Source organism: Patulibacter sp. NPDC049589 (assembly GCF_040675535.1).
In the GTDB taxonomy this organism is placed as follows: Bacteria; Actinomycetota; Thermoleophilia; order Solirubrobacterales; family Solirubrobacteraceae; genus Patulibacter.
The window spans coordinates 38889-53723 of sequence record NZ_JBFAPC010000016.1 but is presented as its reverse complement, the minus strand read 5'-3'; the positions used below and the strand labels follow the sequence as shown (position 1 = coordinate 53723).

The 14835-nt window shown below is 77.5% G+C and carries 12 protein-coding genes; 8 read left to right on the top strand and 4 right to left on the bottom strand.

Annotated features, from left to right (window positions below; genetic code table 11):
- The first annotated feature begins 104 nt into the window (after window positions 1-104).
- The 3 genes from AB0L40_RS05035 (at window position 105) to AB0L40_RS05025 (ending at window position 4568) form a co-directional block, all read left to right on the top strand.
- A complete protein-coding gene (locus AB0L40_RS05035; RefSeq protein ID WP_364350119.1) occupies window positions 105-1256 on the top strand; it encodes a methylenetetrahydrofolate reductase C-terminal domain-containing protein in 1152 nt (383 codons plus the stop codon).
- 427 nt (window positions 1257-1683) lie between these two features.
- Complete coding sequence (locus AB0L40_RS05030; protein ID WP_364350116.1) at window positions 1684-3006, top strand: cytochrome P450; 1323 nt, start codon at window positions 1684-1686, stop codon at window positions 3004-3006.
- Complete coding sequence (locus AB0L40_RS05025) at window positions 3003-4568, top strand: amidohydrolase family protein (protein ID WP_364350113.1); 1566 nt, start codon at window positions 3003-3005, stop codon at window positions 4566-4568. The genes AB0L40_RS05030 and AB0L40_RS05025 overlap by 4 nt, the downstream gene beginning before the upstream one ends.
- A gap of 83 nt (window positions 4569-4651) precedes the next feature.
- Here AB0L40_RS05025 and AB0L40_RS05020 read toward each other — a convergent pair whose 3' ends face one another.
- Window positions 4652-5164: a hypothetical protein gene (locus AB0L40_RS05020; protein WP_364350110.1), complete on the bottom strand. Its 513-nt coding sequence runs from the start codon at window positions 5162-5164 to the stop codon at window positions 4652-4654.
- Window positions 5165-5226: 62 nt separating this feature from the next.
- Here AB0L40_RS05020 and AB0L40_RS05015 point away from each other — a divergent pair, with 62 nt between their 5' ends.
- The 3 genes from AB0L40_RS05015 (at window position 5227) to AB0L40_RS05005 (ending at window position 7562) form a co-directional block, all read left to right on the top strand.
- Window positions 5227-6699: a PLP-dependent aminotransferase family protein gene (locus tag AB0L40_RS05015; RefSeq protein ID WP_364350107.1), complete on the top strand. Its 1473-nt coding sequence runs from the start codon at window positions 5227-5229 to the stop codon at window positions 6697-6699.
- Window positions 6700-6871: 172 nt separating this feature from the next.
- The gene (locus AB0L40_RS05010) at window positions 6872-7036 is read left to right on the top strand and encodes a hypothetical protein (RefSeq protein ID WP_364350104.1); all 165 of its coding nucleotides are present in this window, start codon (window positions 6872-6874) and stop codon (window positions 7034-7036) included.
- 367 nt (window positions 7037-7403) lie between these two features.
- A complete protein-coding gene (locus tag AB0L40_RS05005) occupies window positions 7404-7562 on the top strand; it encodes a hypothetical protein (protein ID WP_364350101.1) in 159 nt (52 codons plus the stop codon).
- A 172-nt stretch (window positions 7563-7734) separates the two neighbouring features.
- Here AB0L40_RS05005 and AB0L40_RS05000 read toward each other — a convergent pair whose 3' ends face one another.
- The 3 genes from AB0L40_RS05000 to AB0L40_RS04990 all read right to left on the bottom strand — a co-directional run bounded on the left by AB0L40_RS05000 (window position 7735) and on the right by AB0L40_RS04990 (window position 11858).
- Window positions 7735-9465 carry an NAD(P)/FAD-dependent oxidoreductase gene (locus AB0L40_RS05000; protein ID WP_364350098.1) on the bottom strand — a complete coding sequence of 577 codons (1731 nt, stop codon included), beginning with the start codon at window positions 9463-9465 and terminating at the stop codon, window positions 7735-7737.
- An 88-nt stretch (window positions 9466-9553) separates the two neighbouring features.
- Window positions 9554-10864, bottom strand: a complete 1311-nt coding sequence (locus AB0L40_RS04995) for an amidohydrolase family protein (RefSeq protein ID WP_364350095.1) — start codon at window positions 10862-10864, stop codon at window positions 9554-9556.
- A 139-nt stretch (window positions 10865-11003) separates the two neighbouring features.
- Window positions 11004-11858, bottom strand: coding sequence for a creatininase family protein (locus AB0L40_RS04990; RefSeq protein WP_364350092.1), 855 nt, complete (start codon window positions 11856-11858; stop codon window positions 11004-11006).
- Between the two features lie 250 nt (window positions 11859-12108).
- On the opposite strand from AB0L40_RS04990, the gene AB0L40_RS04985 reads away from it, so the two are divergent.
- A complete protein-coding gene (locus AB0L40_RS04985; RefSeq protein WP_364350089.1) occupies window positions 12109-13305 on the top strand; it encodes an LLM class flavin-dependent oxidoreductase in 1197 nt (398 codons plus the stop codon).
- The gene (locus AB0L40_RS04980; protein WP_364350086.1) at window positions 13302-14798 is read left to right on the top strand and encodes an amidohydrolase family protein; all 1497 of its coding nucleotides are present in this window, start codon (window positions 13302-13304) and stop codon (window positions 14796-14798) included. The genes AB0L40_RS04985 and AB0L40_RS04980 overlap by 4 nt, the downstream gene beginning before the upstream one ends.
- Window positions 14799-14835 lie beyond the last annotated feature (37 nt).

Here is a 14835-nt window from a genome sequence, read left to right as displayed (position 1 = left end):
CGGCGACTGGGACGGCATCCCGTACATGGCGATGGAGCTCATCGACGGGGTGACGCTCAAGGACGTCATCCGCGACCAGGCGCCGCTGGACCCGGGGCCTCCGAGTGACCATCGCGACCGATATCTCCGCGCCCCGGACGCCGGAGCCCCTGGGCCCTGCGGGCCCCGCGCGCCGGCCCACGGGCGCCGCGTGCCGTCCCGCCGGGATCCGGTCGGGGGCCGCGGAGCGGCGGGCTCCGCGCCCCGGCGTCGCGGACTGCCCGAAGACGATGGTCGACGGGCCGTGCGGAGGCGTCCGGTCCGACGGCGGCTGCGAGACCGGGGACCGGCCCTGCGCGTTCGTCGGGCCGGGCGCGGCGGCGCCGCGCACCAGGCCCGTCGGCCGCGTCCCCCTCGCGGCCCCGGCGGCCGCGCTGCTCGGCGTGCTCGACGCACGACCGCTGATCGTCGCCGAGCTGCCGTCGTCGGGCCCGGACCCCGACGAGCTGCGTCGCACCGCCGGCGTGCTCGCCGGCCACGTCGACGCCGCGCTGCTGGGCGACGCGCCGTGGGCGCGGGTGCAGCTGCCGCCGGCGCTGCGCGCGACGCTCGTGGCCGCCGAGGGCGTGCGGCCCTGGGCGAGCCTCAACTGCCGGGACCGCAACCGCGTCGCGCTGGAGGGCGAGCTCGCCGGGCTCGCGGCGGCCGGCGTCGCGGCCGTCCACTGCGTCACCGGCGACCACCCGCTGACCGGCGGTCGGCCGGATGCGCTGCCGGTCTTCGACCTCGACGCCGTCGCCCTCGCCGCGCTGGCGGCGGGCAGCGGCCTGGCGGTCTCGGTCGCGGAGTCCCCGAGCGCGCCGCCGGCTGACGAGCGCCCCGCGCGGGCGGCCCGCAAGGCGGCCGCCGGCGCCGACGTCGTGATCGTCAACCACGCCGGCGACGAGGACGCGCTCGGGGCGTTCGTCGTGGCGACGCGGGCCCTCGCCCCGGCGCTGCGGATCCTCGTCTCGGTCCCGCTGGTCTGCTCGACGGCGGGCGCCCGCCGGCTGGAGGCCTTCCTGCCCGGTGCGGTCCCGGCCGACGTGCTCGCGGCACTGGACGCCCCGGATCCGACCGCCGCGGCCGTCGACCGCGCGATCGCCGCGGCCGGCCGGGCGCTGGCCGTCGACGGGGTCGCGGGCGTCGACCTGTCGGGCGTCGCGGGGCCGGGCGAGGAGCCGGTCGTCGCGGCGGCCCTCGCGTGGGTCGGCGCCGACCTCGGGGGCGGCTCGTGAGCACGATCGCCCTCCACGCGGCGGCCCTCCCCGTCGCGTTCGGCATCGGACGGCGGCGCCCGACGCCGGGCCGGACGTCCGGCCCGGCCGGCGCGCGCGCGACGCAGGCCCGGGCGGCAGGTCCCGCCGGCACCCCGGCCACGCCGGGCCGGACCACCGGTCCCGCCGCCACCCGGCCCATGGCCGGCAGCCCCGGCGGCCCGGCCGTGCCGGGCCGCGCCGGGTCGGTCGCCGTGATACGCGACCGCGCGCCCGGCAGCCGCACGTCGGCGCTCCCCTCGACCCGGTCCCCGGGCCCGCGCCCCGGCCGCAACGTCCTTCCCCGGCCGCACCGCGAGGTGCCCGCCCCGATCCCAGACGCAGCACCGAATCCGTCCCGGCCCGCGACACCCGCGGCCCCCGGAGGCGACACCGAAAGCACCACCCCATGACCACGACGACCGACCCCTCCGCGGGCGGCTTCGACCTGTACGACCCCGAGCTGCCGTCGCGCCTGCACCGCGCCTTCGACGTGCTGCGCGAGGAGGACCCCGTCCACCCCACCGGCGACGGCCGCTGGCTCCTGACCCGCTACGACGACGTCCAGGAGATCCTCAAGGACCGCACGCGCTGCGGCACGGACATCCACGCCGTCCGCGGCTACGACGAGACCCGGCCGTTCGGCGCCGGCAGCGACCTCGAGCGGGTCCAGGAGGGCCTGCTCATCAACCTCCCCGACGTCGAGCACAAGCGCGTGCGCGGCGCCTTCACCAAGCCGTTCACCCGTCACAACGTCGAGGCCCAGGTGACCGCGCTGGTGGAGGGCCTCGTCGACGAGCTGTTCGCCGCGCTGCCCGACGAGGGCGAGGTCGACTGGGTCGACGCCGTCGCCCGGCCGATGCCCGCCCGGGTCTTCCAGGCGCTGTTCGGGCTGCCCGAGGACGACCTCGAGCGCCTGCTCGGCCTGCTGCACGAGGACACCGTCGCGATCGACGTCCTGCTCTCGCCCGACCTCGTCGCCCCCGACGACCTCGACCGCGCCGGTGCCGCGTTCCTGCAGCTGCGCGCCGACATCGACGCGCTCGCGCGGGCCCGCCACGCCGGGGCCGCGACGGGCACCGACATGCTCTCGTTCCTGCTCACGCAGCACGACGCCGGGCGGCTCTCCTGGGACGACGTCCTGACCCAGGCGATGGAGGCCCTGGCGGCCGGCACGAGCACGACGATGACGCTGCTGGCCGGCATGGTCGAGGCGTTCGCGCAGCACCCGGACCAGTGGGACCGCGTCCGCGCCGACGCGTCGCTGATCCGCCCCGCGGTCGAGGAGTCCCTGCGCTGGGTCAGCCCCGCGCTCTCGATGGGCCGCGTCGCGATGGTCGACTTCGAGCTCCACGGGACGACCATCCGTGCCGGCGACGTCGTGCAGTGCGGCGTCCTCCCGGCCAACCGCGACCCGCGGGTCTTCGCCGACCCGCACGCCTTCGACGTCGGGCGCGGCGCCACGCCCCGGCCCGACGGCGGGAAGGGTGCCCCCGGCCAGGCCGGTGCGGCGCACGTCGCGTTCGGCGGCGGCACGCACGTCTGCCTCGGCGCGCACGTCGCCCGGCTCGAGGCGCGCGTGGTCCTCGAGCGCCTGCGGGAGCGCTACGCGCGGATCACGATGGATCCCGACGCCGCGGCGCTGCACCCCACGCTCCTGATCCGCACCTACCGGAGCCTGCCGGTGACGTTCCACGCGGCCGAGGCGCCGGCCGGGCGGGCGGCGGCATGAGCGCGCCGGATCCCCCCGCCGGCGCGGTCCTCGAGGAGATCGCCCCCCTGGCCACGACCACCGACGAGGTCCCGGTGGGGGAGCCCGAGGTCGACCTCGTCGTCATCGACCTCGACGTCCTGGTCGCCCCCGGCGATCTGCGCACGGGCGTCGACCTCGTGATCGCCGGCGGACGCGTCGTGGCCGTCGACCCGTCGCCGTCGCCCTCCCGCGAGATGGCCGCGAACGTCCTGGACGGGACCGGGCTGCTGGCCGTCCCGGGCCTCGTCAACGCGCACACGCACTCACCCGAGAACCCGATGCGCGGCCTCGGCGACGGCCTGACGCTGGAGCCGTGGCTCGCGACGCTGATGGCCGAGAGCGGCCTCTACACCCCCGAGGACCACTACTGGTGCTCGCTGGCCAGCGCCGCCGAGCTGCTCTGCTCCGGCGGCACGTCGGTCATCGACCACCTGGTGATGACGCCGATCTCGCCCGCGTCGTTCGACGGCGCGATGCGCGCCTACCGCGACTCGGGCATCCGCGGGGGCGTCTCCCCGCTGCTCTCCGACGACGACGCGACGCTGCTGCTCGCGGCCGACCTCGGGGTCGACGTCGCCGGCCTGCGGATGATGATGCCCCAGCAGGTGCCGTCGATGCCGACGAGCGAGTTCCTCGCGATCACCGAGGACGCGATCTCGCGCTGGCACGGCACGGAGGACGGCCGCATGCACCTGCTGACCGGCTGCAGCGGCGTCCAGTGGGCGTCGCACGAGCTGATGGGTGGCATGGCCGCGCTGGCCGAGCGGACGGGGACGACGATGCAGCTGCACTGCGTCGAGACCCGGGTCCAGGCGGCCTCCGCCCGGCGCCGCGACGGGAAGTCGGCGGTGCGGACGCTCGACGAGCTCGGCGTGCTGAACGAGCGCGTCTCGCTCGCCCACTGCGTGTGGATCGAGGAGGACGACATCGGCCTGATCGCCGCGCGCGGCGCGACGGTCGCCCACAACCCGGCGGCCAACCAGCGCCTGCGCTCCGGCCGCGCGCCGATCGCGGCGCTCCTCGAGGCCGGCGCGAACGTCGGCGTCGGCACCGACGGCGCGGCTTCCGGCGACGACCAGAACGCCTGGATCGCGATGCGCCTGGCGGCCCTGATCCACCGCGACCCGGACGAGCGGTGGGTCAGCGCGATCGACGCGATGACGATGGCGACGACCGGCGGCGGGCACGCGCTCGGCGTCCCGGGCCTCGGCGCGCTGAATCCCGGCGCCCCGGCGGACGTCGCGCTGCTGGACCGCCGTGGCACCGGCCTCGCCGGCGCCCGGATCCTCGAGGCGTCACTCGTGTGGTCGGAGACGGGCGAGGACGTCCGGCACGTGATCGTGGCGGGCGAGGTCGTCCTCCGCGACGGCCGGCCGACGCGGTTCGACCTCGACGAGGTGCGCGACCAGATCGCGTCCCAGTGCGCGAAGCGCGCCCGGGTCGGGGCGCGCTCCCCGGAGCTCGAGGCGACCATCGGCCGCCTCGACGAGGTGCGCCGCCGGCTGGCGGAGCGCGACGGGCGGCCGTTCTTCGGGCCGTAGGGGACGGCGGAGGCGCGCGGCGTCGGCCGGCCGACGGGGCGGACGCGCGCGGGACCGGTCCGCCGCGCCCGCCGTGAAGGGCCTCAGCCCGCGACGCGCGCGCGGCGCTCGGCGCCGCGACGCGGGCGGCGGAGCCGCTCGGCCCAGGCGCGCCGGCGCGCCGCGCCGCGCAGCTCGGCCGCGTTGGCCTGCAGCAGGTCGACGGCCGCGGCGGTCGGGATCCACGGGTCCGCGATCACGCGGCGGTCGAGGATCCCGATGGCGGCGACGGGCGTGCCCGCGACCTCGGCGAGGAGGACCGGTTCGCTCGGGATCCGGGTCGCGCTGTCCAGGTCGGCGAGGCGGGCGAGGGCCGGACCGTCGCCGGCGTTGGCCGTGCGGATCGTCCAGTCGCCCGCGCCGTCCAGCGACGGGCGCCCGCCGAGGAGCGCGCTCCGGAGCTCGGCCTGCCGGGCGACGCCGCGGGCGACCGGGCCGCCGGCCGGGCGGCCCGCGGCGGCGGCCGGGGTGCTCGCGAGGAAGCGGTCGACGGGGCTCGTGCCCGAGGCGGAGGCGGTGCGGTCGACGGGGTTCGTGGGGTCGGAGGGGCGGGCCATGAGAGCAAGGTGACACCAAGTGGACTTGCGATCCAGGGCCACTTGCGTCAGAGTGGTCTGCGATGACGCCTCGCAGCATCAGCAGCGCTTCCCTCGTCCGCCAGCTCGGCGCGTGGCGGGACGACGAGCGGGCCGGATCGGGTGGCGATCCGTTGTACGTGCAGCTCGCCGACGCGATCCGGCTGCTGATCCTCGACGGGCGGGTCCCGCTCGACGTGCGGCTGCCGGGCGAGCGCGAGCTCGCCTCGGTGCTCGCGGTCAGCCGGACGACCGTCTCGACGGCGTTCGGGCGCCTGCGCGAGCAGGGCCACCTCGTCAGCCGGCACGGCTCCGGGAGCCGGACCAGCGTCCCGGCCGGCGCGGCGGGCCGGGGCCTGGGCGGCCTCGTCGCCGACGACGACCCGCGGGTGATCGACCTCGGCGCGGCGGCCCTGCCCGCCGCTCCGGGCGTCCACGCCGCCTACGCCGCGGCCCTGTCGGCGCTCCCGGCCCACCTGCCCGGCCACGGGTACCAGGCCCTCGGGGTGCCGGAGCTCCGGCGGGCGCTGGCCGACCGCTACACCGCGCGCGGCCTGCCGACGACGCCGGCGCAGATCCTCGTCACCAGCGGTGCGCAGCACGCGTTCGTGCTCGTCCTCCAGCTGCTCGCCGGACCGGGCGACCGGGTGCTGATCGACCACCCGACGTACCCGCACGCGATCGACGCGATCCAGCGCGCCTCATGCCGCCCCGTGCCGGTCGGCCTGCCGGGCGCCGGCTGGGACGTCGACGGCGTGATCGCGGCGCTGCAGCAGACCGGCCCGCGGCTGGCGTACCTGCTGCCGGACTTCCACAACCCGACCGGCCGCTGCATGGACCCGGAGAGCCGCGCGCGGATCGCGGCCGCGGCCGCGCGGACCCGCACGACGCTCGTGGTCGACGAGACGATGGCCGACCTCAACCTCGACGGCCCGCCGCCCGCGCCGTTCGCCGCCCACGACCCGACGGGCGCGGTCGTGATCACCGTGGGCGGCACGAGCAAGAGCTTCTGGGGCGGCCTGCGGATCGGCTGGGCGCGCGCCGACGAGGCGACGATCGCGGCGCTCGCGGGGATCCGGCCGGGCCTCGACCTCGGGACCCCGATCGTCGAGCAGCTCGCCGCGACCGAGCTCCTGACCGCCCACGAGGCGAGCCTCGACGACCGCCGGGAGATGCTGCGCGAGCGCCGCGACCGACTGATCGCCGCCCTCGCGACCCACCTGCCCGACTGGCGCGTCGAGCGGACGCCCGGCGGCAACTCGCTCTGGGTCGAGCTCCCGGCCCCGGTCAGCTCCGCCCTGACCGCGTCGGCCGAGCGCCACGGCGTGCGCGTCGTGCCGGGCCCGCGCTTCGGTGTCGACGGCGCCTTCGAGCGCTTCCTCCGCCTGCCGTACACCCGACCGGCGGAGGAGCTGGAGGACGCGGTCGTCCGCCTGGCGCGCGCCTACGCGGACCTGCGCGTGACCCCGGGCCCGCGCCCCGCCGCGCCGGCCGCGCCGGCGACCGCGGTGGTCTGACGCACGAGGGACGGGCCGGCCTCCACGGGGCGACGTCGTCCACCCGTCGAGGCGGCCGCCCCGGTCTCCGGGATCCGGCCCGCCCGGCCGACCACACGGGTGAGGGCGGAGCCGCCGGCCCTCGCGGGGGCGCCTCGACCGCGGCCCCCGGCCCCGTCCGTCCGGAGGTCCGATGAGCACCATCCACATCCCTCGCCCGATGCGCCACCACGGCGTCGCCCGTCGCCGGACCGCGGCCGTCGTGGACCCGGGCTCCTGGGCGCTGGCGCTCGCCGGCGTCGCGGCGCTCGTCGCGCTCCCGGCGGCGCTGGTCGGGCTCTCGCTGCTGCTGCCCTGACCGTCGCGGTCCCGCGGGCGATCGTGGGTCCGCCCGCGCACGACGGTGCGTCCCGGGGTTCCGGTCGCACGCCGGCGGCGTGTTGCGGACGACGGACGGACGACCTCCTGCCCGTCCGAGGACACGCGTGTCTCCAGGCCTATGTCGCTGGTGAATCGTTCTATTCATCAGCGACATAGGCCTTCGAGGGGTGCGCGTCCCCGGCGCGGTCGATCCGGCTGGCGGGAGCTCGGCGGCCGGACAGGCGGCGAGGCCGGGGCCTGCCCATGACCCCGCCGGCGCAAACGCTCCGACGCCCAGATTCGATCGTTCGTCCGCGTGCGGCGTTCCGGCCGGGTGTGCTCGCGGTCACAGGGTAAGGACGGGCATGAACCTCTACGGACTCGTCCTCGCCCTCGCCGTGGTGGCGCTGGTGCTCTTCATCGCCAAGGTCGCGATCGGGGGTGGCATCCTCGGCATCCTCGCGATCGTGCTGCTGCTCTACGTCGTGCTCAACGCGCGTCGCACCGGCGCCGGCCGCCTGTAGGCGCCGGCCCCACCATCGCCCGGCCGGCCCCTCGCGGGCGGGCCGGTCACCCGACGCCGGTCGCCGAGGCGCGCCGGCTCCACCCCGACCCGACCGGCCCCTCGCGGGCCGCCCCCGACCCGACCGGCTCCGCCGGTCGACCGCGGGCGCCCGGCGCCCGCCTCAGCCAGGCTCAGCCCCCGGTCGCCGCGAGCACCACGCCCGCGGCGTTCCGTCCCGGAGCGCCGGAGACCCCGGCGCCCGGGAACGTCCCCGCGCCGGTGAGGAACAGCCCCGGCACCGGGGTCGCGTACCGGGTCAGCTCGCGGTCGCGGCCGAGCAGCGCCGTCAGCGGCCCGCCCGCGAAGGACGACGCGTAGCCGCGCGGCATCGAGAAGTCGCGCTCGTAGTCCTCCGGCCCGACGTTCCGCCAGGCGCGCACGCCTTCGAGGAACCCCGGCTCCATCAGCTCCGCGAACGCCGCGAGCCACCGCTCCGGCTCGCCGGACCCGGCCCACCCGCCCCGCAGCGCGTAGGGGGTGAAGAGGACCTCGAGCGAGAAGACGTGGCCGGCGCCCCGGGTTGCGGTGCCGACGTCGCCGGGGCCCGAGGCTCCGCCGCCCCCCGCCGACGGACCGGACGTCGCGGTGGCGTCCGGCGGCCGGCCCGCCCCCGCGTGCGCGTCGTCCCGCGGCCCGACCGTCGGGTCGAGCACGGACGGGACGTTGACGAGCATCGGCGGCCGCGCGGCGATGCCACCGGCCCGCGCCGTGGTCGCCGCGTCGGCGATCGACGCCAGCGTCGGCGTGACCACCATCGTGGCGATCAGCGGGTCGTCGACGCCGACCGCGGCGAGGTACGCGTCGGTCAGGCCGCGCGGACGGGGGAGGACGTCGACGACGGCGTCGATCTTGCTCTCGTAGCCCTCGCCGCCCGCGCGGTCCCGCCACCGCGCGACCAGGTCGCCGGCCGCCGCGGGCGGGGCGTCGAGCAGGTCGACGAGCGTCGTGCGCGGGTCCCCGGCGCCGATCACCGTGGTCGCGTCGATGCGGGTCCCGTCCTCCAGCGTCACGCCGCGCGCCGGGCCCCCGGCGGAGCGGATCGCCGCCACCCGGACGCCGGTGCGGATCTCGCCGCCGGCCGCGGTCACCGCCGCGGCGATCGCGTCGGTCAGCGCCCCGGAGCCGCCGATCGGCCGGCCCACGGGGACGGCGTGGCGCAGCGCGTAGCCGAGCGCGCCCAGGCCCGTGCCGGGGGTCTCGGCGGACAGGCCCCAGACGGCCGGCCCGGTCGTCGCCGGCGACCCCAGCAGCGCCTCGTCGTCGAAGTAGCGGCGCAGCACGTCCGCGGCGCTGCGCCGGCTCAGCCGCAGCAGCGCCCGCGCGCCCCGACCGCGGTGGCGGGCCAGGCGCCCGGCGACCCCGCGCAGCGTCGGGACCCCCGTCGTCATCGCCAGGACGAGGCGCGCGGCGGGCAGCAGCTCGTCGACGTAGCGGCGGTAGCCCGCGACCTGCGTCGGGTGGGTCAGGGACAGCGAGTGCAGGGTCCGCTCGACGTCGTGGAAGAGCAGCCACGGCGTGGAGCCGTCCCAGGGCAGCGCGAGCTGGCCGGGCTCCATGTCGAGGTACCGCAGCCCGTGGTCGGCGAGCTCCAGCTCCTCGATCACGCCCGTCGCGCGGACGAGCGCGTGGTCGCAGTTGCAGACGTTGAAGCGCGCGCCGTCGAACCCGTCGACCGACGAGGCGCAGCCCCCGACGGTGTCCCGCGCCTCGAGGACCAGCACGTGTCGCCCGGCCCGCGCCAGGTACGCCGCGCAGGTCAGGCCGTTGTGGCCGCCCCCGACGACGATCGCGTCGTAGGTCGCGGCGGGTGCACCACCGGTGGGGGCGGCCACCGTGGACGTGGTCGCGGACGGGGCGGTCATCGGGCCCGACCCGCGTGGGCGGCCCGACGCGGGAGGGGGACGCCCGCCCGGGGACGACACGGACGCGTCCGCCCGGTGCGCCCGGTGCTCACGCCACGCCCCGCAGCGCCAGCGTCCGGGCCAGCCGGTTCGCCACGCGCGTCTCGTCCTCCGCCAGGAGCACGCCGTCGCGGACGACCGGCACGCCGTTCACGACGACGTCCCGCGGCCGGCGCCCCGGCGAGGCCCAGATCAGGCCCGCGACCGGGTCGGCGACGCCGGCGTCGGCGACGCCGCGCAGGTCGTAGAGGACGAGGTCGGCGGCGGACCCGGCGTCGAGGCGGCCCAGGGCCGGGCGGCCCAGGCCGAGGGCGGACCCGCGGGTCGCCATGCCGAGGACCTCGAGCGCGGTCAGGGCGCGGCCGGTCAGCGGGGAGGCCTGCATCGCCAGGCGGGCGTCGGCGAGCAGGTGGCCGGCGTCGTTGGAGCCGCCGCCGCTCGTGCCCAGGCCGACGGTCACGCCGGCGTCGATCAGGGCGCCGGCCGGCATCAGGCCCCAGCCCATCGCCAGGTCGCAGGCCGGCGCGTGGGTCGCGGTGACCCCCGACGCGGCGACGAGCCGCAGCTCGTCCGGGGTGATCTCGCAGAGGTGCGCGACGGTCACGCCGGGCTCGAGCCAGCCCCACTCCTCGAGCAGCTCCAGCGGCCGCCGGCCGTGGCGCTGCACGGCGATCGGCACGTCGACCTGCTCGTTGGCCTGGGTCCGGCGCTGCAGGCCGTGGCGCAGGGCGACCTCGCGCAGCGCGGCGAAGGTCTCGGGCCCGTCGGAGTGCACGCCGGCCGGGCCGACCGCGAGCGCGAACATCCCGTCCTCCGAGCGCGCGCCGAAGCGCCCGACGAGCCGCTCGGCCTCCGACGCGGCCGCGTCGGCGTCGTCACCGGCGGTGCCGCGCACGAGCACCAGGCGACCGCCCAGCGTCCGCGCGGCGTCGGCGATCGCCTCGGCGACGTCCAGCCCGTCGACGTCGGCGGGCCAGTTCAGGACGTGGTCGGCGACGGTCGTGACCCCGCAGAGCAGGCCCTCGGCGACCGCCACCGCCGCCGCGGCGCCCGCCAGCTCGGCGTCCAGCTGCGCCCGCCCGTACGCGGCGGCCATCGTCGGCAGCCACTCCCGCATCGGCACGTGCCGGGTCCCGGGAAGCGTCCGGAACGCGCTCTGCAGCAGGTGGTGATGCGCGTTGACGAGGCCCGGCGAGACGAGGCAGCCGATCCCCTCGATCACCGTCATCCCGTCGGCGCCCGGCAGGTCGGCCCCGACGGCGACGACCTGGCCGGCGTCGCAGAGGACGTCGGCGTCCTCGTAGAGCTCCGACCCGGTCCAGACGAACGACGCGCCGCGGACGAGGAGGGCGCCGGTCATCGGGCGGCCCGTGATCGGCGGCGGCGCCGTGGACCGTCCGGGCGCTCGCCGACGCGGGTCGCGGTGCCGGTCCCCGACGACGTCGCCGATCCTCCGACGACGCCCGGCCGACGCCCGGACGCGGCAGGGCCGACGCGCCTCACGACGGCCCGCCCGACGACGTCACCGGGAACTCGAACGTCGCGACCTCGGCCAGCGCGTCCCCGAGCGACGCGACCGCCCCGTCGACGAGCCGCCGCCCGAGCTCCGCGTCCGCGAGCGTCGGATCGCCGACCGCGCCGGTCGTCGAGAGGTCGTCGCTGCACCAGCCGAACGCGACGTCGCCGCCGAAGCGCACGTGCTCGCGCTCGGCCATCTCCTCCGGGACGGCCCGCACCGCGAGCGACAGGTCGACGAGGTCGGGCCGCAGGTGCAGCACCATCGACGTCTCGTCCCGGCCGCCGTGGATGCCCATGCCGAGCTCGTCGGGGACCGGGTCGTCCGCCTCGGCGGCCTCGGGCGCCGTGTCGGCCCCGGCGCCTGCCGCTCCGGCCTTCGCCGCCGGCGTGGTCGCCGGCGGCTGCCGCGGGTGCAGGAGGAACGTCATCAGCCCGTGGTGCCGCCGCAGCTCGCGGCCCGCGACCGCCAGCAGCGCCGAGTTGCCGCCGTGCCCGTTGACGAACGCGAGGCGCTTGGTGGGCAGCGTCGCCAGCGAGCGACCGAGGTCGTCGAGGACCGCGAGCATCGTCGTCGCGCTGAGCCAGACGGTCCCCGGCGACCAGGCGTGCTCGTCGCTCTTGGTGTAGGCCAGCGGCGGCAGCAGCCAGAGGTCGAGCTCGTCGCCGCGCTCGGCGACGACGCGCTCGCAGAGCGTCTCCGCGATCAGCAGGTCGGTCGACAGCGGCAGGTGCGGGCCGTGCTGCTCGATCGCGCCGACGGGCTGGACCAGGACGGAGTTCGGGCCGAGCGCCGGGACGACGTCCGGGCCGCGGAGCTCGTGCAGCCGGCGGTTCACGCCCGGCCCCGCGAGCCGCGCCGTCCGGCGTCCCGGGCGGCCCCGGGACGGTGGTCCGGGGTCTGGAGGAGGCGGTCCGGCGTCGTGCTCACGGTGGCCGACGATAGCCGTGCATCGCCCCGATTTCGCCCTTCGGGACCCCATCTGGGACGCCCGGACAATCGTTTGCGTCATCGCGTTGTCCCGGTGGCCAAGATTTGAGCGGGGCCGCCTCCGAGCCCCTACCGTCGGCCTCCGACAGGGACTCTGCATGCGCGCCGACATCCATCTCTACGCCTCCACCGACATGCCCGACGCGGGTGCCGACGGGCCCTCCCCGCAGGACCGCCGGTACTCCAACGACGAGGTCGTCCGGGCGTACCGCAAGGTCGAGGTCTGGGCCAAGCACGCCGACGCGCTGGGCTACGACACGCTCTGGCTGACCGAGCACCACTTCCAGTACGAGGGCTACGAGGTCGTCCCCAACCAGGTCGCGATGGGGCTGCACCTCGCGGGCATGACGGAGCGCCTGCGGTTCGGCCAGGCGTTCAACGTCGTGCCGACCTGGCACCCGCTGCGGCTGGCCGAGGACTTCGCGATGGCGGACGTCCTGACCGGCGGCCGGATGGTCTTCGGCGTCGGCCGCGGGACGGTGCCCCGCGAGTCGATCCCGCTCGGCTCGGCCGTCGCCTCGGGCGACAACCAGATGTCCAAGGACGCGGACGCCGCCAACCGCGAGGCGTTCGAGGAGGCGATGGAGATCATCCAGCGCGCCTGGACGCAGGAGCGGTTCTCCTTCCACGGCAAGCACTACGACCTGCCGCCCGCCGGGATCCCCGACCGCGGCCGCGACGTCCAGGAGCTCACCCTCGTCCCGCGCCCGCAGCGCGACGTCGAGATCTTCCAGCCGGTCGGGTCGCCGCGCACGACGAGCTACGTCGCGCAACAGGGCTTCCAGGGCGTCTTCGCCCTCGCGTCGCCGGAGCGGATGAAGCGCACCTGGGACCTCTTCTCCGACGAGGCCGCGAAGGTCGGCCGGATCCTGGCCCCCGGCGAGGGCCGCGCGATGCAGCTGATGTTCCACGTGGGCGACAGCACGGAGCACGCGATGAAGCGCGGCCGGCCCGGCCACGACGAGTACGTGAAGTTCCTCTCGCCGTACGGCCGCTTCGGGCTCTACGGCGGCGACCTGCCGTTCGACTACGCGCCGACGCTCGAGGAGACCCGGGCGTCCCGCGCCATGGCCTTCGGCTCGGTCGACGACGTCGTCGACGTGCTCGGCGAGTTCATGGAGACGCTGGACCTGCGCCACGCGCTGCTCTTCCCGGAGCTCCCGGGCCTCACCCAGGACGAGGTCTGCGAGCAGATGGACCTGATGGCGCGCGAGGTCCTGCCCCGCCTGGGCGTGACGCTGCCGGGTGCGGCAGGCGTCGACGCCACCCCCGCGGAGGCCGCGGTCGTCCGATGACCACGCTGCTGCTCACTGGCGGGATCGGCGGCGACGGGGCCCGCCTGGACCTGCGCTGCGACACCGCGACGGGCCTCGTCCTCGAGCGCGGCCGGGCGCTCGTCCCCCGCATGCATCGCGCCGACGCCGGCGAGTCCGTCGACGGCGACGAGGGCCTCGACTCCGCCGACCGCCGGTACCTCTCCGGCGCGGAGCAGGTCGTCGACTGCACCGGGCTCGTGCTGCTGCCGGCCCCGGTCGAGCCGCACGCGCACCTCGACAAGGCGCTGTCGGGCGACGCCGCGCCGAACCCCGCCGGCGACCTGCCCGGGGCGATCGCCGCCTGGCGCGCCCACCGCGCCACCCTCGACGACGAGGACCTCGCCCGCCGCGCCCGCGAGGCCGCGCTGGAGCTCGTCGCCCACGGCACGACCACGATCCGCACGCACGTCGACGTCGGCCCCGGCATCGGCCTGCGCGGCCTGGACGTCCTCGTCGCGCTGCGCGAGGAGCTCCGCGCCGACGGGCTCTGCGACCTGCAGCTCGTCGCGCTCGTGACGCCGCCCGTCACCGGCCCCGCCGGGACCGAAGGCGCGCAGATGCGCGCGCTGCTGCGCGAGGCGATGGCCCGCGGCGCCGACGTCGTCGGCGGCTGCCCGCACGTCGACCCCGATCCGGTCGCCGCCACCGCCGAGCTCGTCGCGATCGCGGACGAGCTCGGGTTGCCGCTGGACCTCCACGTCGACGAGCAGCTCGCGCCCGGCGCGCTGTGGGTGCGCGACCTCGCGGCCGGCGTGGCCGCCCGCGACGCGGCGGCGACGAGCGGGTCCGCCCCCGCCGACGGGGCCGGGTCCGCCGCCCTCGGCCCCGCGGCATCCGCCGCCCGCCCCGCCCTCGCCGCCGTCCGCCCCACCCTCGGCGGCCGCACCGTCGCGTCGCACTGCGTGTCCCTCGGCGTCCAGGACCCGGAGACCCAGGCGCGGATCGCGGCCGAGCTCGCCGCCGCCGGCGTCGCGGTCGTGACGCTGCCGCAGACGAACCTCTACCTCCAGGCCCGGGACCGCCCCAGCTCGCCGCCGCGCGGCCTGACCGCGATCCGCGCCCTGCTGGACGCCGGCGTCGTCGTCGCCGCGGGTGCCGACAACGTGCGCGATCCCTTCAACGCCGTCGGCCGCTCCGACGCGATGGAGACCGCCGCGCTGCTCGTCATGGCCGCGCACCTGACGCCCGCCGAGGCGTGGCACGCGGTCTCGACGGCCGCCCGCGCCGCGATCGGCCTGCCCGCGACCGAGCTGCAGCCCGGCCAGCCGGCCGAGGTGCTCGCGCTCCGCGGCACGTCGCTGACCGACGCGATGGCCCGCGCCTCCGACGAGCGGGTCGTGGTCCACCGCGGCCGCGTCGTCGCCTCCACCGTCCTCACCACCGTCCTGCGCCCGCTCCCGGCCGCCGCGTCCTCCGGGGCCCCGGCCGGCGCGACGTCCCCCGTCACCCCGACCCACCACGCCCTCGCATGAGTCCGATCGTGACCGAGACCTCCACCCTCGCCGGCGC